Genomic DNA, 22,479 nt, shown 5'->3' with positions numbered 1-22,479 from the left:
TCCCCTATAATCAATTATGCTCTTTAACTCCGTTGAATATCTGATCTTCCTACCTACAGTATTTATACTCTATTGGATTATTGGCAAATTCAACCTATTAAAATTACAGAACGGGCTCATCCTTGTGGCGAGTTACTTCTTCTATGGCCTCTGGGATTGGCGATTTTTGTTTTTAATATTGGCCAGCACCATTGTAGATTATTTGGTGGGCATTGCAATTCACAAAAAGCAAGGACAGGGCGAAAAAGGTAAATTGTTCCTTTGGATCAGTGTTATCTTCAACATTTCACTCCTCGGATTTTTTAAATACTACAATTTCTTTGTGGATTCTTTTGTGGATATGGTTTCCCTTTTTGGTTATTCCATCAAAAGCACCTGGACCTTGAACATTATTTTGCCCGTGGGTATTTCATTTTACACCTTCCAGACCATGTCCTATTCGTTGGACATTTACTATAAACGTATAAAACCCACCCATAAGATTCTGGACTTTGCAACATTTGTCGCTTTCTTTCCCCAATTGGTCGCTGGACCCATAGAAAGAGCGTCGAATCTATTGGGACAGATAACCAATAAACGATCTTTTAAATATGAGCAATCAGTTGAAGGGCTTAAACTGATCTTATGGGGGTTGTTCAAAAAAATGGTGATAGCCGATGGTATAGCCCCGATTGTTGATGACATTTTTGCAAATTACGGTACCTTACCCTCTTCTACTTTGATATTAGGGGTAACTTTCTTTAGTTTTCAAGTATACGGTGACTTTTCTGGATATTCGGACATTGCAATAGGAACTGCTAAACTGTTCGGCATCGAACTCATGTCCAACTTTAAATTCCCGAATTTTTCCAGAAATGTGGCCGAATATTGGCAACGTTGGCACGTTTCGCTTTCCACTTGGTTCAGGCATTACCTGTATATACCATTGGGTGGATCAAGAGTGAGCAAATTAAAATCTATTCGGAATATCAGCATAATTTTTTTAGTGAGCGGCTTTTGGCACGGTGCCAACTGGACCTTTATCTTTTGGGGCGGATTTCATGCCTTGGCATACATCCCAGTATTTTTAATGGGCCGAAATACAATTTATAAAGACAATGTTGTCGCTGAAAATTCAGTTTTCCCATCCTTCATCGAAATTGGGCAACTGGTCTTGACCTTTATAATTGTTACCTTCTCGCGAATATTCTTTAGATCAGAGTCTTTGACTGATTCCTTTGTGTTTATAAAAAGATTGTTCACAGAGTTCCAATGGGAGCCCTACCATCACCCAATGGGCTATCGGATGATCGATTATTATATTTTGTTGGCTGCTTTTGTGCTTTATGAATTTAGGATACGTAGAGATGAGAGAAGCCCTTTCAAATTTAAATCGCCAATAGTTAGATTTTGTGCCTATACCTTGGTGATATTCTGCATTCTATTGTTTTTTGATGATGGCGTGGATCGTTCGTTTATTTATTTCCAATTCTGATATGATCAAACTGTTTTTAAAAATATCGATATACTTTTTTCTAATATGCTTGGCTTTGGAGCTTTTGGTAAGGGCATTCCATTTGTACCCCGAAGATTCCCCCAGGTTTATTGATGAAATGGGAGTGGAAAAAAGAGTCCCAAATTATAATGGGTTCAGTGTTACCGGCAACCGAAGACAAAACTTCTCAGAATACCATATCAATAACCAAGGTTTTAATTCCTACAGAGAATTTGAACCCAGTTACGACAAAAACGAGCTGGCCCTAATTGGTGATTCTTACATTCAAGGGTTTCACCAAAACTATTACAACTCAATAGGTAAAAAAATTGAAGACAGGACAAAAGATCTAGAAGTTTACGAATACGGCTATGCCGGATGGGACCTTGCCGACCAATTGCACCTAATCAACGCATACAAAGAAGATTTTAGCAAGATCGACCATATTGTGATCTACATGAAATACCCTATGGATCTAGAAAGGTCAACATATGAAGAAAATAAGGGCCGTATTAAGTTGTTAAACTCCACAAGCTTTAAGATACGCGACAATATCAAACTTTTATATTACGCATCACAAATTGGTCTATTGGAACCGATAAAAAATCTATTGGTCGAAAAAAAGGATACAGAGGACATCCAAGAAAACAAAACAAACACAAACCCTGATAGCCTTTACCTCGCAAATTTCGATAAATTACTGGCGACCTATCCTTTGAACAAATCAAAAACCAGCCTTTTATTGGACAAAAGAAACACTTCACCCCTGTTTTTAGACCATTGCAATAAATTGGGAATCGATATTATTGACTTTGGAGAAAACTTTGAGATCACCAAAAAACCTGTAACCTTGATCTACGACAAACATTGGAACAACAACGGAAGAACTTTGGTGGCAAAAAGCATCATAGCGCATTTAAAATTGGCAAAACAACCTTAAATTACTGGCTCTTTCCAATCAAAATCCTGTAGCCTTTTAGACATTCTGCGATACATGAACTTGTCCATTTGAAACCATTTGCCCAAAATTCCTGTATCCCGTAAATACTGTTTTAATCTTAATTTAAGCTTGGTATGCTGCAGCTTTAACCGTGATATGGCCGATCCAGGCAGGCAAAAAACCTCATAATGGTAATCATAAATTAAATTGGACCATTTCGCCTTGAACGCCGTCTCTCCCATTAAAGTGTCGAATATCTTAAAATTATGGGCAATCATCCAGTCCAACAGCATCATCATTCGAATATCCCCAATTTGGTACCTGTGATACGTTGAATCATAGCCATGGATATATCCAAAACAAATATCATCCACACAAAATTCAAGCGAAATGGAAATCGGCTCATCTCCCACATAAATTACATACAGCACGGCTTCCTGTTTTAAGATCATAGGATAAACCAGCTCATAATAGTAGTTCCACTCCAACAAATACCTGTTAAAGGTTTTCTTCTCATCAAATCTGCTTTTGAGCATCTGGTAAAACCTGTCAAAAAGAAAATCATAATGATCCTTGTCCATGGCTCCATAAAAAAAACGGTGAGATGTGCTAAATCTCGATTCCAACTGTCTTTTGCGGGCTTTCATATTTTTAATGGACGATTTACCAAACCGCTGCTTTAAATAAGAGTCTACATCACCAAAACCATCCAAATTACAAGCATAACCCTGGTATTGTTTTATCCGTTGCACCTTAAAATTTGATGGGGAATCCACAATGCCCGCCTGCAAATAATCTGGTAGATCCGGAACAACATAAAAATTTCCATCTATACCATCCAGATTTTCGGTTATGGAGCTTAAAGCTTGGCCAGTAATTTTATTTAGGATGGGAAAAGCATAAAAAGGAGGGAGTTTTCTCTTCAAGAACAAATTAAAGATAAAACCAGCATTATGAACCATTGATAAAAGCAAATAAAATACACTGCGAGTCTTTTGTCTCCGCAATCAAATACAGAACATAAAGGTAATAAATCTACACATTCACCACTTCCCAATCTCCAATAAACAATGACCAATAATCACTCTTTATTCGTGCCATTCGCCTAATTCCTGTCTACGGCAGGCAGGCGCATCAAAACTAAAATCATTGGATTTTTGGATCACTAGAGATTCTTCGTTTCACTCAGAATGACACCCACCCTTTACCATTAACCCACAACCCTTAACCCTTTCAACTCTTTACAATCACCATTATCCATTCGAATAATTAGTGAAATTCGAGTCAATCCTTTTGAACTTGAAACTTGAACTTGTACTTGACACTTGACACTTGACACTTAACACTTGAACTTCAGTCTTCAGTCTTGGTTCCTGGCTCCTGTATCTTGAATCCCCTCCACCCCTTACAATTTCCAATAAGCAATAATCAATTTCCAATTTTCCGTCACACCAATTAAAATTATCTTGGTTCTTGACTCTTGTGTTTTGAATCCAATCAACCCGTCTCCCTTCACCCCGTACAATTTCCAACAAACAATTACCATTATCCATTCTTTTTATTCGTGAAATTCGAGTCAATCCTTTTGAACTTGAAACTTGAACTTGTACTTGACACTTAACACTTGTACTTTAGTCTTCAGTCTTGGTTCCTGGCTCCTGTATCTTGAATCCCCTTCACCCTTCACCCATTACCCTCCACCTTTCAACCATTGAACATTGCTAATTGCTTATTGAACATTGTTAAACCCCAAAACCCCCATCAACTCAAAACCCAAATCCATCAATTCAAAACGGGCATCCATCAAATACCATCCTTCCTCCACCCCTTAAATACATAGTATTGCCTCAAATTAAATTTTTGGTTGCTATGAAAATATTTGGCCCATGCCACTTTTCCACCAAAAAGAACAATAGTATTAATCATAAAAATTTAAAATGAGAAAAATTGTAAGACCCCTTATCGTTGCCATGGTAGCAATACCTACGTTGATTACCTCGTGCAGCAAACCAGAAGTGTCCGACGAAGTAGCGGCACTGCGACAGACCCAAGTAGACCTCTTGAACGAAAGAGTGGAAAAACAAAAATTGGACAATGCCCTGCAATCTCTATTGAACGATCTACAAGCATTGGAGAACAACGCCATGTCCTTAGAAAATGAGGCTTTGGCAGCCGAAATTGCCCTCCAGATTGCACAGAGCAATTTAGAGGCACAGCTAGCCGCCGATGAGTTGGAAAAATACCTAAGAACCCAAGGATTGGAACAAGCCGCTGAATTGCTTGGCCAATATACAAGTACCTTGGGAAAAGCTGCTGCCACTCAAGGTGACATTATAGAAAAAGAGGCTATGATCGCCGAAATGCAACAACTGATCGGTGCCGACAACCCAGAAGGAGAAGGCTTTGTTTCCTTCGCATTGGCCTCAGAGATCATCCAACGCGATTTGGACGAAATGAATGCCACACTCGTAGCACAAGAAGCTGCCTTGGCCATTTTGGAAGGTGTGGAAGCAGACCCCTCCTCCGCACAGACCGAAATCGCACAGCTTTGGGGGCAAGTACAAGGCCTTGAAAACGATCAAGCTGCATTAATGGTAGATATAGTAAAGGCGCAGCAAGATGCCGATGCAGCTTGGGATGCGTTGAATGATGCTGAAGATCTCATTGATGACTATGATGCCGAAGTAAGTGATATTGCAGGAGCAGAGCAAGATATCGCTGATAAGGAAGATGAAATAGCAGCAAAGGAGGATGAAATAGCAACGTTAGAAATTGACTTGGTAGATGCAAATACTGCTTTAGCTACAGCCCAGGCTGCACTTGATAATGCTACAACTGCCCTGGCACCTTACTTGACACAAATAAGTGCAGCAGAATCTGCCTTGACAGCCGCTCAAAATGCTGAGTATGTAGCTCAAATCGATTATAACATTGTGCTTAACGATTTCAATAATGGTAACGCTACACAAGCTGAATTAGACGCTGCTCAGGCTGATCTTGATGCTGCTATAGCAGCTACTAACGATGCACAAACTGCATTGAACGATGCGGAAAATGACGCTGCCGGCCCACAAAATACATACGATGCGGCATTATTTGTTAGAAATGCAGCTCAAGCAGCAGTTGACGGTACTAACGATGATATTGTTGATGCTAACGATGATTTGGCAGACCTTCAGGCAGAATTAATTCAGTTACAGGAGACTTTGGGAGACGAGGAGGCTGATGTAACTAACTTACAGGCTGCTTATGACAATGCGGTAGCTAGTTTGGTTACATTGGAGGATGCTGCAGAAGCGGCTCAGGATATTATAAATGGTTTGTGGGTTCAATACGATGCTAACGATGAAATGATCGGTAATCTTTGGGATGTACTAGATGTTCTTGAAGGCCAGTTAGATGGTATTAATGAGGCTATTAATGACTTGAGAGACGATATCGAGGATACCGAGATTGCCATTGAGCAAAAAGCAAAAATGTTGGACGACAACACCATTAGCGAAACCGAATGGAACGCAGAAATTGCACATTTGGGAGAAGAGTTGGTAAACCTACAGGCAGAATACGATGCCTATATGGCCTTGGCCGCTGGGTATTTGGCAGCCTATAACGATGCCTTGGCATCACAGGATGCTTCATAGATCTTTAGCGAAAATAATTATTAAAGGGCAGTGTGACGAGCGCGCACTGCCCTTAACATAACCAGTAACCCATAAAATTTCCTAAAGAAGAAATCATATGAAAAAAAACATAACCATATGCTGCGTTGCGTTGTTGAGTTTGGGTCTGGCCCAAGCACAGACCAGCGGCAGCACCGATACCGACGGTTCCTCCGTGGACTATACGCCCAAAAAAGACGATTTTACAGGGGCCATCCTGTTTGGTAGGGGCAATTTTATGTACAACGTAAATGTGCCCAACCAACCAATGGATAATCAGCATTGGACCTTGTACGGCAACGCGCCCTATGCCAATACGGTAAGCGACAACACCAATAACATTACCAACATTGCAGGTGGCGAGGCCCGTTATTTTATAATGGACAATATTGCAGTTAAGTTAGTGGGTGGTTTTTTGCACCGCAGCACTCCTGCACATCAAAACATGCAACAATTTCATGAAGATGAAAATGGTGAATTGGTGCCAGGTAACGATCCCAATTCTTCCAATGCAGTTTGGATCCCACACTACTCATCCATAGAGGAGGATAAAATCACCGAGTTGTATTTAACTGCTGGCGGGGAATACCATTTTCCATCTAGGTTCAACCGTTTGTCTCCTTATGTGGGTCTAAACTTGAATTACTACTATGCCAACACCACCCAATACGATCCTACCGTAATGTATTCGGGTTCCTATTCCGTAGATGATATTAACGAACCACTCATTTACGATGTTGGGGCACGCCAAGCCACAACCCATGGATTTGGCTTTCAATTGGTAGGTGGTGCAGATTTCTATTTGTTAAAAGGGCTATACATTGGCTTCGAAGTACGTCCATTGACTTTTATCCATGCCCGTGCACAACAATTACCTGCACCAGGCCTAGAGGTTTTGGAGTCTCAAAACTCCACATGGGCCGCATTTACACAGACCCATTTTAAAATTGGAATCAGAATCTGATTTTAAGTGTATTTCACATGCTGAAAAAGTCGGGGAATCAACTTTGGTTTTCCGACTTTTTAACTTTAGTTTGTTTGATAAAAAGCGGCGATTTTCGTCGCTTTTTTATTTAAATTCCAACTTTGCAATCCGTTTGCTGCCCGCCGTAAATGCTGTGGAATCATTCAAAAATCGTAGAGTAAAAAAGGGCTCTTCACTGAGCTGCTTCCAGCTTTCACCCCCATCCGCAGAATAGGAAATTCCCGTGAATCCGATTGCCACCAAGCCCATTCCTTCCGAATTGGGCACAAACTGCACGCAACTTTTATAGCCAGGTTCTTGCCCATCCGCAATCAATTGCCACGTTTTTCCACCATCAATAGTTTTTATTTTGTTCTTTACACTTGAATCTGGTCGGGTGTAATCCCCTCCAATGGCAAATCCTATATTTTCATCATAAAAATCCATGGAATAAATCCCCTGCGTCGGCTCTTTGGCAATAATCGGGGTTTCCTGAATTTCCCAAGTATTTCCTTTATCAGAAGAAAAATAAACTCTTCCCTCCGTAGTCCCAATCCAAACTTTATCTCCTTTTACCACAATATTGCTGTTACTGGCCGCAAAAGCACCTTCGCCCTCAATGCCCTCTGGCAAATCTGAACACGGTATTTTGGTCCACGAAGCACCACCATCGCGAGTAATGATGATGGAAAGACACCCCTCGACCGTGTCACCAACAGCAATTCCCTCAAAATCGTTCCAAAACGTAAGGCTGTCATAAAAAACACTTTCACCCTCTTCTTTATACACCACTTCCATTTTTCCTTGGTCACCAGTTTTGTAAAGCAAAGCTGGACTTTCCACCGAAAGCATAAAAAAATCGGTAGCGGTATGCCCCACCGCCCTAAAATTGGGCGTGAAAGAATCATAGGTTTGAATATTACTTCTAACTTGGCCAGAGTTTACATCGACGGTGCCGTACATACCATTGCTCCCAGCAAAAGCCAATGTCCTGCCATCCAAAAAAGTAATCGCGCGAATACTTACCGAATCTTGTAAAACAGGAGTTATTTCAACCGTATTAAAGAGTTTCTTTTTTGGTTCTTCAGCACAGGAAACCAAAATCAAGGCCGTTAAAAGGGAAAGGATATACCTCATTGTATTTATTTTCCCCCAAAAGTAAGGAGAAATCATACCTTTGCAACCTTATTTAATATGATGCGTTTACACAGAAACTTGGTATTTGCCGTGATTGATGCCCTTCACATGATTTTTAATGAAGGGGAATATGCCGATAAGGTCATTGAAAAAGTTTTGAAATACGACAAACGATGGGGATCCCGAGATCGCGGTTTTATTGCCGAGACCACCTACGATATTGTCCGTTGGAAACGCCTCTATTCCGAAATTGCCGAAGTGCACGAACCCTATTCCCGAGAACATTTGTTCCGCTTATTTGGGGTTTGGTGCGTGTTGAGCGGGGTTCGTATTCCCGATTGGAAACAATTGGAAGGTACTCCAGAACGACGCATTAAGGGAAGGTTCGATGAGCTTTCCAAAATTCGCAAATACCGTGAATCCATTCCCGATTGGATGGACGAATTGGGTGAAAAAGCATTGGGCAATGAGTTATGGACCAAAGAAATGGCTGCCCAAAACAAAAAAGCAGAAGTCATTTTAAGAACCAACACCTTAAAAGTTCCAAAACCTCAGCTTAAATCATTTTTAGCCAAAGAAGGCATTGAAACCGAACCTTTAAAGGACTACCCCGATGCGTTAAAACTCAAAGAGCGCCAAAACGTATTTGTGACCCAAACCTTTAAGGATGGCCTTTTTGAAGTGCAAGACGCCTCTTCGCAATTGGTAGCCCCATTTTTGGAAGTAGAACCAGGGCAAAGAGTCATCGATGCCTGTGCTGGTGCTGGAGGAAAAACGTTGCACTTGGCCTCCCAAATGAAAAACAAAGGGCAATTGATCGCCTTGGATATTTATGAAAGTAAATTAAAAAAGCTCAAGAAAAGAGCCCGACGAAATGGGGTGCACAATGTGGAAACACGAGTGATCGATTCCAATAAAGTCATCAAAAAACTGCACAATAGTGCCGATAGATTGCTTTTGGATGCGCCTTGTTCTGGATTGGGTGTGATCAAAAGAAATCCAGATTCCAAATGGAAATTGGAGCATGAATTTGTGGACCGCATTATGGGTGTTCAACAGGATATTCTTCAGAACTACAGTAAAATGGTAAAAAAAGGCGGACAAATGGTCTATGCCACCTGCTCGATTTTGCCTCAAGAAAATTCAGAACAAGTAAAAAAGTTTTTGGAATCCGAAAACGGAAAAGATTTCGAATTTGTTCGAGAACGTAATGTTTTTGCCTCCGAAACTGGCTATGACGGATTCTATATGGCCTTGATGAAGAAGAAAGCCTAATCCTCGATTTTTGGATTACTGGATTTTAAGATTCTTCGCTTCACTCAGAATGACAATTTTGAATTGTTCGAGTGGGGAATAAACAGGTTTTATTCTAATGGATGCTGAGCGTAGTCGAAGTATCATGCTGTCATTCTGAAAGAGTAAAACGACTGAAGAATCTAATCAAATAGAAATATAGTATTGTCACATCGAGCGCAGTCGAGATGTCTATTAATTCTTGGAATCAGAGTCAAACAACGGATTAGTAGATTGTTAGATTCTTGGATTTTTAGAGTTGCTCTACCTAGCAAAATTTATCATATACTTTAATATTCGTGCAATTGGAGTCAAACTTTAGATTACTGGATTTTTGAGATTCTTCGCTTGCCTTCGACTACGCTCAGGCACCAGCTCAGAATGACAAACCAACTGTCATTCCGTACTCGATACTGAATCCACCTAATTAATTTTAAAACATGTAAACCATTGATTTAGATTCCTGCTTTCGCAGGAATTGCATCAAACTTCATCCACTTTTGTCATTCTGAAAGAGTGAAACGACTGAAGAATCTAAATGAAGAAATAAATAGAACTGTCAGTTCGAGCGGAGTCGAGAACGCTATTGACATCTCGACTTCGCTCGATGTGACAGTTGATTAAATTATTGTTTTACGGTAGGATACTCCACTCCCAACTGCTCCAAATAGGTATCATATTTGGTTTCATCATAGTAGAATTTCTCCAAAGCAGGTCTAAACATATCTTGCTTATCCTTGTTTAAATACACAGGAGGCATATCATCAGCAGAGATCATTGGCTCATACTTGGTCTCTTTGGTCTGAACGTTGGTAAAATAATCCCAAGCACCTGTCAACAAATCAGGTTGCAACAAGAAATCCATTATGGTCATCGCCTCAGCCTTGGCTCCAGCGGTCGCGCCTTTATGTGCAATCGGAGTTGCCATGGCAATCGCGTTGGCCCAGTGGTGACCTGGCAATCCAGGAATATTGGATGGAAAACGCATGGTAACCGTAGGTACTTTCCATGAAATATCACCAATATCATCAGATCCACCACTCACTGGTTCAGTCACAGGAAGACCCAATTCAGACAATTCAGTGGGAAGTCCCTCGATTTTTTTGGATTTCACTTCGGTTTGAACGGCTTTTGCCAATGCTTGGTCAGCTTCGGTCCAAGTAGGCAATCCAACCTGCTTGATGTTTTCATACATGGTTTCGGCAATCACTTTGTTGTAATGTCTTGGCCATGCAGTTCCCAAAATACGGGAAGACATGGTTGTTTTGGTCATTAATGCAGCACCTTTGGCAATATCGTTGGCTTGGGCATACATATCCATAATGCCTTCATAAGTAACATCTCTAAAATAGAACCAGATTCCAGCTTTGGATGGCACTACGTTTGGCTGATCACCTGCGTCTGTAAAAATGGAATGTGATCTTTTCAAAGGATCCAAGTGCTCTCTTTTGTAGTTCCATCCCACATCCATGAGTTCTGCAGCATCCAAGGCACTACGTCCTCTCCAAGGTGCACCTGCGGAGTGGGCAGATTCCCCCTCGAACATATACTCAACAGAAATCAATCCTGTTCCTCTGGTTGGACCATAGGATACACCCAAATTGCTTCCCACGTGGGTAAAAATACACATGTCGATATCATCAAAAAGACCATCACGAACATACCAAGCTTTGGCAGCTACCAATTCCTCGGCAATACCTGGCCAAAGAATCAAAGTACCTCCAATACCTTCTTTTTCCATAACCTCTTTTACGGCAAGCGCAGAAGTAATATTCAACGGAATTCCTGAATTGTGTCCCTCGCCATGTCCAGGAGCACCCTCCACAATGGGTTTGTGATAAGCTACACCAGGATACTGGGATGCTTTTGGAATACAATCCACATCACTTCCCAAAGCGATTACAGGGCCATCCCCATTGCTCCAAGTAGCCATCCATGATGTTGGAATATTGGCCAAGGAATGTTCAATGGTGAATCCGTTTTCTTCCAAAATTCCAGTAAGGTATTTGGAACTCTCTTCTTCTTGAAATCCAAGTTCAGCAAAGCTGAAGATTTTGTCCACCATTACTTGTGTTTGCTTTTTGTTGGCTTCCACAATGGCTTCCACTTCGGCCTTGAATTTTTTAACTTGACTTTTTGAGTACTTTTTCTGAGCAGTTGCAGTGGCAACACCAGCGAAAAGCAATATCCCAGATAACAGGATTTTGGTTGTTTTCATAAGGTTGGTTTTGAGTTAGCTATAATTCTCCTAAGATAGCAAAACATGTTCAATACGAGGCTCAAAAAATGATTGAGCACATACACTTTTAGCGAATTAATAAATTTTATGGCGCTATTTTCCCAACCATCCATACTATCAACAATACTTGGTTAACAAAACCCTTTTTGGGTAGGAAGAATTACACAGTAAAATCGTATTTTTGCACTTTCTTAAACCGTTCAACGCAAAGATTGTATGATCCATTTTTTTGGGGACAAGGCTACTAAGGTTTTTGCCGTCCAAACCACTCAGGAAATCGCACAGGAAGATAGTAACAAACTGACTTGGTTGTTTGGCAACCAGCCTAAGATTGAAGCGGCGTCACTCGACGCCTTTTTTGTTGGGCCACGTGCCGCAATGGTCACTCCTTGGAGTACCAACGCCACCGAGATTACCCAAAATATGGGCATCACAGGAATTATCCGAATTGAGGAATTCCATGGGGTTTCAGAGGATTTTACTGATTTTGACCCGATGTTGTCACAGAAATATTCCTCTTTGGGTCAGGATATTTTCACTATCAATATTGTTCCTGAAGCCATTCAAGAGATTGATGATATTTCCGCGTACAACGAAAAAGAGGGATTGGCATTAAGCGAAGATGAAGTGGAATACTTGGAAAGTTTGGCCAAAAAATTGGGCCGAAAGTTAACAGATTCCGAAGTGTTTGGGTTCAGTCAGGTGAATTCCGAACACTGTAGACACAAAATTTTCAACGGAACTTTTGTGATCGATGGAGAAGAGAAACCCTCTTCCCTATTCAAATTGATTAAAAAGACATCAGAAGCCCATCCAAACGATATTGTTTCAGCATACAAAGACAACGTAGCCTTTATAAAAGGGCCAAAAGCAGTTCAGTTTGCGCCAAAATCGGCCGACAAACCTGATTTTTACGAAGAAAAAGAATTTGATTCCGTGCTTTCACTAAAAGCGGAAACCCACAACTTCCCAACAACCGTGGAGCCTTTTAATGGGGCTGCAACAGGTTCTGGAGGTGAGATTCGTGACCGTTTGGCTGGTGGAAAAGGTTCTTTGCCTTTGGCTGGAACTGCTGTTTATATGACCTCCTACTCCCGTTTGGAAGAAAATCGTCCGTGGGAAAAAGGAATGAAAGAAAGAGATTGGTTGTACCAGACTCCTATGGATATTTTGATCAAAGCATCCAATGGAGCATCCGATTTCGGAAATAAATTTGGACAACCCTTGATTGCTGGTTCTGTTCTAACCTTTGAACACGAAGAAGAAGCGAGAAAGTTGGGCTTCGATAAAGTAATTATGATGGCTGGAGGTATCGGTTACGGAAAAACCGACCAAGCCTTAAAAGATACTCCTAAAAAAGGAGACAGAATTGTGGTTCTTGGTGGTGACAACTACCGAATCGGAATGGGTGGAGCCGCCGTTTCTAGTGCAGATACTGGTGAATTTAGTTCCGCTATTGAGTTGAATGCGGTACAACGTTCCAACCCTGAAATGCAAAAAAGAGCTTCAAATGCCGTTCGCGGACTGTTTGAAAGTCATGATAACCCGATAGTATCCATTCACGATCACGGTGCAGGTGGACACCTAAACTGTTTGTCTGAATTGGTGGAGGAAACTGGAGGTACCATTGATACCGATAAATTGCCTGTTGGAGATCCTACACTCTCCAAAAAAGAGCTGATCGGGAACGAATCCCAAGAACGAATAGGATTGGTAATCGGGGAAAAGGATTTAGAGTTGTTGGATAGAGTTTCTGCTCGTGAACGTGCTCCAATGTACAATGTGGGTGAAGTTACAGGCGACCATACCTTTAAATTCACTTCCAAGGAAACAGGAGAAACCCCAATGAACTTGGAACTTTCCGATATGTTCGGAAGCTCCCCAAAAACCATCATGGATGATAAAACGGCACAGCAGAAATATCCTGCCCTGTCCTATTCGTTGGAAAATTTCCACGATTATTTAGAGCAAGTATTGCAATTGGAGGCTGTTGCGAGCAAGGATTGGTTGACCAACAAGGTGGACCGTTGTGTGGGTGGACGTGTGGCAAAGCAACAATGCGCTGGTCCCTTGCAATTACCTTTGAACAATTGCGGTGTAATGGCATTGGATTTCAAAGGAAAAGAAGGGATTGCCACCAGCATTGGCCACTCCCCTGTTTCCGCATTGATAGACCCTGTTGCGGGTAGTAGAAACAGCGTTGCTGAATCCTTGACGAATATTGTTTGGGCGCCATTGAAAGATGGTTTGAAATCCGTTTCCCTTTCTGCCAACTGGATGTGGCCATGTAGAAATGAAGGTGAAGATGCCCGTTTGTATTCCGCAGTGGAATCCTTATCTGATTTTGTGATTGAATTGGGCATTAACGTGCCCACAGGAAAGGATTCTCTTTCCATGAAACAAAAATATAAAGATGCTGAAGTATTGTCTCCTGGAACAGTAATCATATCCGCTGCTGCAAATTGTGATAACATCAACCAAGTGGTGGAGCCTGTTTTGCAGAAAGATGGTGGTGACATTTATTACATCAATCTATCTAAAGATAGCCACAAGTTAGGCGGCTCTTCTTTTGCCCAAATTTTGAATGGAATCGGAGATGAAGCTCCATCCGTTTTGGAAGCTGGTTATTTTAAAACGGCCTTCAACACCCTACAGAATTTAATCAAGAACGGTCAAATTTTGGCTGGTCACGATGTGGCATCTGGTGGTTTGATCACTACTCTTTTGGAACTCTGCTTTGCAGATAACGATTTGGGCGCCCAATTGGATTTATCAATTCTTGGCGAACAAGATACCATCAAACTATTGTTTTCCGAAAACATAGGCTTGGTGTTCCAAGCCAAAGACGCATCAGTGGAAAAAGTACTGGAAGCATCTGGAGTTGAATTTGCCAAAATCGGTAAGCCAACTTCCGAAAGTACTTTGGAAATCAAAAACAATGGTATCGAAATCGGATTGAACATTGCTTCATTACGTGACACTTGGTTTAAAACATCTTATTTGTTGGACAGCAAGCAAACCGCGAACGGTTTGGCCAAAGACCGTTATGAAAACTACAAGGAACAGCCATTAGAATATAGTTTCCCAGAAAATTTTGATGGGAAACTTCCGATGACTTCGACTTCGCTCAGCCACCGACCAAAAGCAGCCATTCTGCGTGAAAAAGGAAGTAATTCCGAACGTGAAATGGCCAATGCCATGTATTTGGCTGGTTTTGATGTGAAAGATGTACACATGACAGACCTGATCACAGGTAGGGAAACCTTGGAAGACATTCAATTTATTGGTGCAGTGGGTGGATTCTCCAATTCCGATGTGTTGGGCAGTGCCAAAGGTTGGGCCGGAGCTTTCAAATACAACGAAAAAGCGAACAAGGCTCTGAAAGATTTCTTTGCAAGACCTGATACGCTATCTGTTGGAATCTGTAACGGTTGCCAGTTGTTCATGGAATTGGATTTGATCAACCCAGAACATGGCACTCATGGTAGAATGACCTACAATGATTCACACAAGCACGAAAGTAATTTCACTTCTGTTAAGGTTCAAGAAAACAACTCTGTAATGCTTTCCAACTTAGCGGGAACAACTTTAGGAGTTTGGATCAGTCATGGCGAAGGTAAATTCAGCTTACCACATGCCGAGGACCAATACAACATTGTGGCCAAATATGGTTATGAGGGGTATCCTGCCAATCCAAACGGAAGTGATTACAATACTGCCATGCTTTGCGACAAAACAGGTCGTCACTTAGTGACCATGCCTCACATTGAGCGTTCCACCTTCCCTTGGAACTGGGCGCACTATCCAAAGGATAGAAACGATGTGGTATCCCCTTGGTTACAGGCATTTGTGAATGCAAGACTTTGGTTGGAAAACTTGGAAGATTAATAAATCCGTCTGGGGTAAGCGAGGATTTATTGGGAATTTTGCAATAATTATACAAGTTAATTGTTAAATCAGTTTCTTAGTTAAGGTCTGTTTTGCTAATTTGCAACCGCTTAACATAAAACTTACTATGCAAACTGTTTCACGGTTATTTGATTTTCCCTATTACCAGCTTACAAATCATCCCCTCGAAAAGTCATTGGTCACCAAAAGCAATGGCAAATGGATTGCAACCTCCACTCAAGAATACGTAGATAAAGCCAATGCGGTAAGTAGAGCCCTATTACGTTTGGGCGTAAAACCCAACGATAAGGTTGCCGTGATTTCCATGACCAATCGCACGGAATGGAGCATCATGGATATCGGAATTCTTCAAATCGGAGCACAGAATGTTCCTATCTACCCGACCATTTCAGAGGAGGATTACGAGTATATTTTGAATCACTCTGAAGCCAAATTCTGTTTTGTTTCTTGTGCTGAAGTATTGGAGAAAGTATTGGCCATCAGTTCCAAACTTAAAAATTTGCATGAGGTCTATTCTTTTGATGAATTGGATAATTGCAAAAACTGGAAAGAGGTTTTGGATTTGGGTGAAGACACTTCAAATCAAGAGGAAGTTGAAAAATTAAAAGCTGCAGTTAAGCCAGAAGATTTAGCAACTTTGATTTATACTTCGGGTACCACAGGAAGACCTAAAGGTGTAATGTTGTCCCATAACAACATCGTATCCAATGTAGTTTCCAGTGAAAAAAGAGTGCCTTTTGAAAGCGGAGGAGTTGCTTTAAGCTTCCTGCCCGTTTGCCATATTTTCGAACGTATGCTATTGTACCTCTATCAATATTGCAGTATCGAAATTCATTTTGCGGAAGGACTGGATAAGATCAGTGATAACATAAAAGAGGTGCACCCAGAAGTAATGACGGTTGTGCCCCGTTTGTTGGAAAAAGTGTACGACGCTATCATTGCCAAAGGAGCCGCTTTAACAGGAATCAAGAAAAAACTATTCTTTTGGGCCGTAGATGTGGGGTTACAATTTGAACCCTACAATGCCAATGGTTGGATGTACAAACAAAAACTGGCCATCGCTCGCAAACTAATTTTTAGTAAATGGAAAGAAGGTTTGGGCGGAAAACTTTCTGTAATGGTTTCTGGTAGTGCTGCTCTTCAACCAAGATTGGCAAGAGTATTTGGTGCTGCCGAAATGCCTGTGATGGAAGGTTACGGGCTTACCGAAACCTCCCCAGTAATTGCCGTAAACGATCAACGTAATCGTGGTTGGAAAATAGGCACAGTTGGTAAAATTATCGACGGTGTTGAAGTTAAAATAGCCGAAGACGGAGAAATTTTATGCAAAGGCCCTAATGTGATGTTGGGCTACTATAAAGACCCTGAAAAGACTTCCGAAGTTATGACAGGTGATTATTTCCACACCGGGGATATTGGAGAAGTAGATGCCGAAGGATTCCTTCGAATCACTGACCGTAAAAAAGAGATGTTCAAAACTTCAGGAGGTAAATATGTGGCACCCCAGTTGTTGGAAAATAGATTTAAACAATCTCGATTTATAGAACAGATCATGGTCATCGGTGAAGGTGAAAAAATGCCTGCAGCGTTGATCCAGCCCAATTTTGAATTTGTTAGGGAATGGGCTAAACGACATGATATCACCTTGGGTGACAATGAGGATCTGGTTCAAAATGAAAAAGTTAATGCCCGTTTCCAAGAAGAAGTGGATATGGCCAATGAAGAATTTGCTCGCTGGGAAAAAGTAAAACAATTCAGGCTAACTCCAGATATTTGGAGCGTGGATGACGGACACTTGACCCCGACCATGAAACTAAAACGTAAAATTGTAAAAGAGAAATACTTGTCGCTTTACAACGATATCTACGGGTATTAATCAATGTTCAATTGTCAATAATCAATTAACAATACTCAATTGTTATTCTGAACCGATGCATGAGCGGTGGTTGCTGAGCGGAGTCGAAGCAAGCCTAACGGAAGTGAAGAATCTCCTGTTTGAAACAAGAATCAAGAGACAAAAGCCAAGACTTTGTTATTAGGCATTTCTGTAAAAGCCAAAGTCCATGGTGGAATAGATTCTTCAGTCGTTTCACTCCCTCAGAATGACAGTCCGTCATTTCGAACCGAACGAAGGGAGTGTGAGAAATCCCTTTTACAATTGCTCATATTCAATTAAAACCAATTATCATTTTTCGATACCTACAACTATTCCTATTTGACGGTCTTTACTCTTATAATCTAAAAGTCCGAAAATCCAGCTTTCAAACTTTAAAACAAAACCTTCATACTTAACCAAAATTTATTATGCATGCATAATAAATTTTGTTATATTTGGAAACACCAAACTGGATTTATGAAGGATTTGACCATTGATCACGCACTCAGGGCAACTTGGCAAGCGGTTAGCAAAATGTATAACGAAGAAGCCAAAAACTACGAATTGACCATGGCCATAGGTTTCACTTTGTTGAGCATTGATCCCAAAGGAGGTACCCCAAGTACAGCTTTGGGGCCAAAAATGGGAATGGAGGCCACAAGTTTGTCCAGAATATTAAAAAATATTGAAGAAAGAGGTTTCATCGAACGAAAACCCAATCCAAACGATGGTCGTGGTGTACTTATTCACCTAACCCCTCTCGGACTTGAAAAACGTGAAGGTTCCAAAGAAGTGGTGCTTCGTTTTAACGATGTAGTGAAAGAACACCTTTCCGAACAAGATTTAAGCGGTTTTTTTAAAACCGTGGACGTCATCAACAAACTTATTGTCGACAAGAAAATCTATACTATAAAAACAGCTAATAATTAATTTACAAACTTGCACATGAAAAGGCATATAAACAAAGTTGCCGTAATTGGTTCTGGTATTATGGGTAGTGGCATTGCTTGCCATTTTGCCAATATTGGGGTCGAGGTGTTATTGTTGGACATTGTTCCACGTGAACTCAACGAAAAGGAAAAGGCCAATGGCCTTACCTTGGAGGATAAAGTGGTTCGCAATCGTCTCGTAAACGATTCCTTGACAGCCGCATTAAAATCCAAACCCTCCCCTATTTACCATCAAAAATTTGCCAATCGCATTACCACTGGGAATATGGAAGATGACATTTCCAAAGTGGCCGATGTGGATTGGATTATTGAAGTGGTGGTGGAACGCTTGGACATTAAAAAACAAGTATTCGAAAATCTGGACAAACACAGAAAGCCAGGCACCCTAATTACTTCCAATACCTCTGGAATTCCAATTAAATTTATGAGTGAGGGAAGAAGTGAAGATTTCCAAAAGCACTTTTGTGGAACGCACTTTTTCAATCCAGCCAGATACTTAAAACTTTTCGAAATAATACCTGGTCCAAAAACATCTCAAGATATATTGGACTTCTTAAATGGCTACGGAGAGCAATTCTTGGGCAAAACCTCTGTGGTTGCCAAAGATACTCCCGCATTTATCGGGAACCGAATCGGAATCTTCAGCATTCAAAGTCTTTTCCATGCCGTAAAAGAAATGGGGATGACGGTAGAGGAAGTGGATAAACTCACTGGACCTGTCATCGGAAGACCAAAATCGGCCACTTTCCGTACAGTAGACGTGGTTGGTTTGGATACTTTAGTACACGTGGCTAACGGAATCAGTGAAAACTGTAAGGATGATGAGCGCCACGAACTTTTCCAACTGCCCGATTTCATCAGCACTATGATGGAAAACAAATGGTTGGGAAGTAAAACAGGTCAAGGGTTCTACAAGAAAGTAAAAGGAGACGATGGTAAGAGCGAAATCTTAACCTTGGATTTGAATACCATGGATTACCGTTCCAAAAAGAGTGCAAAATTTGCCACTTTGGAGCTTACCAAAACCATTGATAAAGTCATAGACCGATTTCCAGTATTGGTAAACGGAAAAGATAAAGCCGGTGAATTCTACAGAAAGAGTTTTGGAGCCCTGTTTGCCTATGTGACCCACCGTATTCCTGAAATTTCGGATGAGCTCTATAAAATAGATGATGCCATGAAAGCTGGTTTCGGCTGGGAACATGGTCCGTTTCAAATTTGGGACGCAGTTGGACTCGAAAAAGGCTTGGAATTCATCAAGGCTGAAGGTTTAGAAGCCGCTTCTTGGGTTGCCGACATGAAAGCCGCAGGTGTGGATTCATTTTACACCGTTAAAGATGGTGCCACCTATTTTTATGACATCAGTAAAAAGGCCATGGAAAAAGTTCCAGGTCAGGATGCATTCATTATTCTGGACAACATCAGAAAATCGAATGAGGTGTTCAAAAACAGTGGTGTTGTTATCGAAGATTTAGGCGATGGAATCCTCAACTGCGAGTTCCAATCCAAAATGAACACCATCGGCGGAGATGTGCTCGCTGGTTTGAACAAAGCCATCGACCTTGCGGAAAAGGATTTCCAAGGATTGGTGGTCGGTAATCAAGCGGCCAATTTCTCGGTAGGTGCCAACATTGGAATGATCTTTATGATGGCCGTGGAACAAGAATACGATGAGCTGAACATGGCCATTAAAATGTTCCAAGACACCATGATGCGCATGCGCTACTCCTCTATTCCAACAGTTTCTGCCCCGCACGGCATGACCTTGGGCGGTGGATGTGAACTTTCATTACATGCAGATAAAATTGTTGCCGCTGCCGAAACCTATATTGGTTTGGTTGAATTTGGCGTAGGTGTTATTCCTGGCGGAGGTGGTTCCAAAGAAATGGCGCTCCGCGCTTCCGATACCTTTAGAAAAAATGACGTAGAACTGAACGTGCTTCAAGAATATTTCTTGACCATTGGAATGGCAAAAGTATCCACCTCAGCTTATGAAGCTTTCGATTTGGGTATACTTCAAAAAGGAAAAGATGTGGTGGTAGTCAATAAGGACCGTCAGATTGCAACGGCTAAGGCACATGCCAAATTAATGGCCGAAGCAGGTTACACCAAACCTGTAAAACGAAAAGACGTAAAGGTCCTCGGAAAACAAGCCTTGGGAATGTTCTTGGTAGGAACAGATTCCATGGAGGCTGGACACTACATTTCGGAACACGATAAGAAGATTGCGGACAAACTGGCCTACGTAATGGCTGGTGGAGATTTGTCTGAAGCTACCATGGTTACCGAACAATATCTTTTGGATTTGGAGCGTGAGGCATTCCTTTCCCTCTGTACCGAAAGAAAAACATTGGAGCGTATCCAACACATGTTGAAAACTGGTAAACCGCTTCGCAACTAGTTGCGAATAGATGTAAGACATAAGATTTAAGATATCAGATATGCACAATTTTAAAAATTTGCTGATTTGGAAAAAAGCAATCAACCTTGTGGAAGACATCTATCGACTAACATTGAAATTTCCTCATGACGAAAAATATGGTTTAACAAGTCAAATTCGGAGAAGCGCTGTCTCAATTCCATCAAATGTAGCTGAGGGTGCAGGTAGAAATACGGAAGGAGAGTTCAAAAATTTTCTTGGTATTGCAAGCGGCTCTTCAAATGAATTATTTTCCCAATTGGTCTTATCACAAAGATTGGGGTTTGTTACTGAAAATGATTTGAAACCTATTTTGAATCAATTGGAAGAAATTCAAAAAATCAATTACACTTTAATTAAAAAATTTACGAAGTGAGGGTTCTAAAATCTTCTATCTAAAATCTAAGATCTATTAAATGAAAACAGCATATATCGTAAAAGCATACAGAACAGCCGTAGGCAAAGCGCCCAAAGGATTGTTCAGGTTTAAAAGACCAGACGAACTGGCTGCGGAGACCATTGAGCATATGATGAAAGAGCTTCCGCAATTGGATAAAAAGCGCATCGACGATGTTATCGTCGGAAATGCAATGCCCGAAGCGGAACAAGGCCTTAACATGGCACGACTTATTTCCCTTATGGGACTTAATGTGGATGATGTTCCAGGGGTAACCGTAAACCGTTACTGCGCATCAGGATTGGAAACCATTGGTATTGCCACGGCAAAAATCCAATCGGGAATGGCCGACTGCATTATTGCAGGAGGGGCCGAAAGCATGAGCTACATTCCGATGGGAGGGTACAAACCCACACCAGACTATGCCACTGCTAAAGAAGGACATGAAGACTACTACTGGGGCATGGGATTGACTGCAGAAGCCGTTGCCAAACAATTCAAAGTGTCTCGAGAGGACCAAGACGTTTTTGCCTACAATTCACACATGAAAGCCTTAAAAGCTCAGGCAGAAAACCGTTTTCAAGACCAAATTGTTCCTATCGAGGTCGAACACACCTTTGTAAACGCCGCGGGTAAAAAGGAAACCAACACCTATACCGTAAACAAGGATGAAGGCCCAAGAGCAGGAACAAATATTCCGACCTTGAATAAATTACGACCCGTTTTTGCCGCTGGTGGAAGTGTCACCGCTGGGAACTCTTCCCAAATGAGTGATGGCGCTGCCTTTGTTATGGTAATGAGCGAAGAAATGGTAAAAGAACTTAACTTGGAACCTATTGCGCGATTAGTCAACTATGCCGCAGCAGGTGTTGAACCTAGAATTATGGGGATAGGCCCTGTAAAAGCAATTCCAAAAGCATTGAAACAAGCAGGGTTAAAACAAGACCAAATTGACCTTATCGAATTGAACGAAGCCTTTGCATCACAATCATTGGCAGTAATTCGTGAATTAGGTTTAAATGAAGAAATAGTAAATGTAAACGGTGGAGCCATTGCACTTGGTCACCCACTGGGATGTACTGGAGCAAAACTATCGGTGCAGCTATTTGATGAAATGCGCAAGCGCGACATGAAAGGCAAATACGGCATGGTCACAATGTGCGTAGGAACTGGACAAGGGGCTGCGGGTATATTCGAATTCCTTAATTAATTAAACTAAACA

14 protein-coding genes are annotated in these 22,479 nt (G+C 41.3%); 11 read left to right on the top strand and 3 right to left on the bottom strand.

Going from position 1 to position 22,479, the window contains the following annotated elements; all coding sequences use genetic code 11:
- The first annotated feature begins 16 nt into the window (after positions 1 to 16).
- The gene (locus tag BLQ18_RS10365) at positions 17 to 1,474 is read left to right on the top strand and encodes an MBOAT family O-acyltransferase (RefSeq protein WP_090295138.1); all 1,458 of its coding nucleotides are present in this window, start codon (positions 17 to 19) and stop codon (positions 1,472 to 1,474) included.
- A 1-nt stretch (position 1,475) separates the two neighbouring features.
- Positions 1,476 to 2,414 (top strand): hypothetical protein, encoded by a 939-nt coding sequence (locus tag BLQ18_RS10360; RefSeq protein ID WP_090297529.1) that lies wholly within the window; start codon positions 1,476 to 1,478, stop codon positions 2,412 to 2,414.
- On the opposite strand, the gene BLQ18_RS10355 is transcribed toward BLQ18_RS10360, so the two are convergent.
- The gene (locus BLQ18_RS10355) at positions 2,411 to 3,340 is read right to left on the bottom strand and encodes a GNAT family N-acetyltransferase (RefSeq protein WP_175443746.1); all 930 of its coding nucleotides are present in this window, start codon (positions 3,338 to 3,340) and stop codon (positions 2,411 to 2,413) included. The two genes, BLQ18_RS10360 and BLQ18_RS10355, sit on opposite strands and share 4 nt — an antisense overlap.
- Before the next feature lie 1,011 nt (positions 3,341 to 4,351).
- Between BLQ18_RS10355 and BLQ18_RS10350 the strand changes: the two genes are divergently transcribed.
- Both BLQ18_RS10350 and BLQ18_RS10345 read left to right on the top strand, forming a co-directional pair.
- Entirely contained in the window at positions 4,352 to 6,055 is a 1,704-nt protein-coding gene (locus BLQ18_RS10350; protein WP_090295133.1) for a coiled-coil domain-containing protein, read from the top strand.
- Positions 6,056 to 6,152: 97 nt separating this feature from the next.
- The gene (locus BLQ18_RS10345; RefSeq protein WP_090295130.1) at positions 6,153 to 7,037 is read left to right on the top strand and encodes a BT1926 family outer membrane beta-barrel protein; all 885 of its coding nucleotides are present in this window, start codon (positions 6,153 to 6,155) and stop codon (positions 7,035 to 7,037) included.
- A gap of 105 nt (positions 7,038 to 7,142) precedes the next feature.
- On the opposite strand, the gene BLQ18_RS10340 is transcribed toward BLQ18_RS10345, so the two are convergent.
- On the bottom strand, positions 7,143 to 8,174 hold the full coding sequence (locus BLQ18_RS10340; protein WP_090295127.1) for a WD40/YVTN/BNR-like repeat-containing protein: 1,032 nt from the start codon (positions 8,172 to 8,174) through the stop codon (positions 7,143 to 7,145).
- A gap of 60 nt (positions 8,175 to 8,234) precedes the next feature.
- Here BLQ18_RS10340 and BLQ18_RS10335 point away from each other — a divergent pair, with 60 nt between their 5' ends.
- Positions 8,235 to 9,449, top strand: coding sequence for an RsmB/NOP family class I SAM-dependent RNA methyltransferase (locus BLQ18_RS10335; protein ID WP_090295125.1), 1,215 nt, complete (start codon positions 8,235 to 8,237; stop codon positions 9,447 to 9,449).
- 643 nt (positions 9,450 to 10,092) lie between these two features.
- On the opposite strand, the gene BLQ18_RS10330 is transcribed toward BLQ18_RS10335, so the two are convergent.
- The gene (locus tag BLQ18_RS10330) at positions 10,093 to 11,685 is read right to left on the bottom strand and encodes an amidohydrolase (RefSeq protein ID WP_090295122.1); all 1,593 of its coding nucleotides are present in this window, start codon (positions 11,683 to 11,685) and stop codon (positions 10,093 to 10,095) included.
- A 237-nt stretch (positions 11,686 to 11,922) separates the two neighbouring features.
- Here BLQ18_RS10330 and purL point away from each other — a divergent pair, with 237 nt between their 5' ends.
- The 6 genes from purL to BLQ18_RS10300 all read left to right on the top strand — a co-directional run bounded on the left by purL (position 11,923) and on the right by BLQ18_RS10300 (position 22,467).
- A complete protein-coding gene (purL, locus tag BLQ18_RS10325) occupies positions 11,923 to 15,594 on the top strand; it encodes a phosphoribosylformylglycinamidine synthase (RefSeq protein WP_090295120.1) in 3,672 nt (1,223 codons plus the stop codon).
- Between the two features lie 127 nt (positions 15,595 to 15,721).
- Positions 15,722 to 17,491, top strand: a complete 1,770-nt coding sequence (locus BLQ18_RS10320; protein ID WP_090295117.1) for an AMP-dependent synthetase/ligase — start codon at positions 15,722 to 15,724, stop codon at positions 17,489 to 17,491.
- Positions 17,492 to 17,968: 477 nt separating this feature from the next.
- Positions 17,969 to 18,421 (top strand): MarR family winged helix-turn-helix transcriptional regulator, encoded by a 453-nt coding sequence (locus tag BLQ18_RS10315; protein ID WP_090295115.1) that lies wholly within the window; start codon positions 17,969 to 17,971, stop codon positions 18,419 to 18,421.
- A 15-nt stretch (positions 18,422 to 18,436) separates the two neighbouring features.
- Positions 18,437 to 20,842 carry a 3-hydroxyacyl-CoA dehydrogenase/enoyl-CoA hydratase family protein gene (locus BLQ18_RS10310; protein WP_090295112.1) on the top strand — a complete coding sequence of 802 codons (2,406 nt, stop codon included), beginning with the start codon at positions 18,437 to 18,439 and terminating at the stop codon, positions 20,840 to 20,842.
- Between the two features lie 40 nt (positions 20,843 to 20,882).
- Complete coding sequence (locus tag BLQ18_RS10305) at positions 20,883 to 21,236, top strand: four helix bundle protein (RefSeq protein WP_090295110.1); 354 nt, start codon at positions 20,883 to 20,885, stop codon at positions 21,234 to 21,236.
- Positions 21,237 to 21,276: 40 nt separating this feature from the next.
- Complete coding sequence (locus tag BLQ18_RS10300) at positions 21,277 to 22,467, top strand: acetyl-CoA C-acyltransferase (RefSeq protein WP_090295107.1); 1,191 nt, start codon at positions 21,277 to 21,279, stop codon at positions 22,465 to 22,467.
- The last annotated feature ends 12 nt before the right edge of the window (positions 22,468 to 22,479 follow it).

Source organism: Flagellimonas zhangzhouensis (assembly GCF_900102925.1).
GTDB classification, from domain to species: Bacteria; Bacteroidota; Bacteroidia; order Flavobacteriales; family Flavobacteriaceae; genus Flagellimonas; species Flagellimonas zhangzhouensis.
The sequence above is the reverse complement of the archived record's forward strand: the minus strand, read 5'-3'. Positions and strand labels throughout refer to the sequence as shown.

Excerpts from the sequence above, each read along its gene's own strand:
- BLQ18_RS10345 (WP_090295130.1), top strand. The coding sequence starts at position 6,153 with ATGAAAAAAAACATAACCATATGCTGCGTTGCGTTGTTGAGTTTGGGT.
- BLQ18_RS10360 (WP_090297529.1), top strand. The coding sequence starts at position 1,476 with ATGATCAAACTGTTTTTAAAAATATCGATATACTTTTTTCTAATATGC.
- BLQ18_RS10350 (WP_090295133.1), top strand. The coding sequence starts at position 4,352 with ATGAGAAAAATTGTAAGACCCCTTATCGTTGCCATGGTAGCAATACCT.
- BLQ18_RS10310 (WP_090295112.1), top strand. The coding sequence starts at position 18,437 with ATGAAAAGGCATATAAACAAAGTTGCCGTAATTGGTTCTGGTATTATG.
- BLQ18_RS10320 (WP_090295117.1), top strand. The coding sequence starts at position 15,722 with ATGCAAACTGTTTCACGGTTATTTGATTTTCCCTATTACCAGCTTACA.
- BLQ18_RS10315 (WP_090295115.1), top strand. The coding sequence starts at position 17,969 with ATGAAGGATTTGACCATTGATCACGCACTCAGGGCAACTTGGCAAGCG.
- BLQ18_RS10305 (WP_090295110.1), top strand. The coding sequence starts at position 20,883 with ATGCACAATTTTAAAAATTTGCTGATTTGGAAAAAAGCAATCAACCTT.
- BLQ18_RS10330 (WP_090295122.1), bottom strand. The coding sequence starts at position 11,685 with ATGAAAACAACCAAAATCCTGTTATCTGGGATATTGCTTTTCGCTGGT.
- BLQ18_RS10365 (WP_090295138.1), top strand. The coding sequence starts at position 17 with ATGCTCTTTAACTCCGTTGAATATCTGATCTTCCTACCTACAGTATTT.
- purL (WP_090295120.1), top strand. The coding sequence starts at position 11,923 with ATGATCCATTTTTTTGGGGACAAGGCTACTAAGGTTTTTGCCGTCCAA.
- BLQ18_RS10335 (WP_090295125.1), top strand. The coding sequence starts at position 8,235 with ATGCGTTTACACAGAAACTTGGTATTTGCCGTGATTGATGCCCTTCAC.
- BLQ18_RS10300 (WP_090295107.1), top strand. The coding sequence starts at position 21,277 with ATGAAAACAGCATATATCGTAAAAGCATACAGAACAGCCGTAGGCAAA.
- BLQ18_RS10340 (WP_090295127.1), bottom strand. The coding sequence starts at position 8,174 with ATGAGGTATATCCTTTCCCTTTTAACGGCCTTGATTTTGGTTTCCTGT.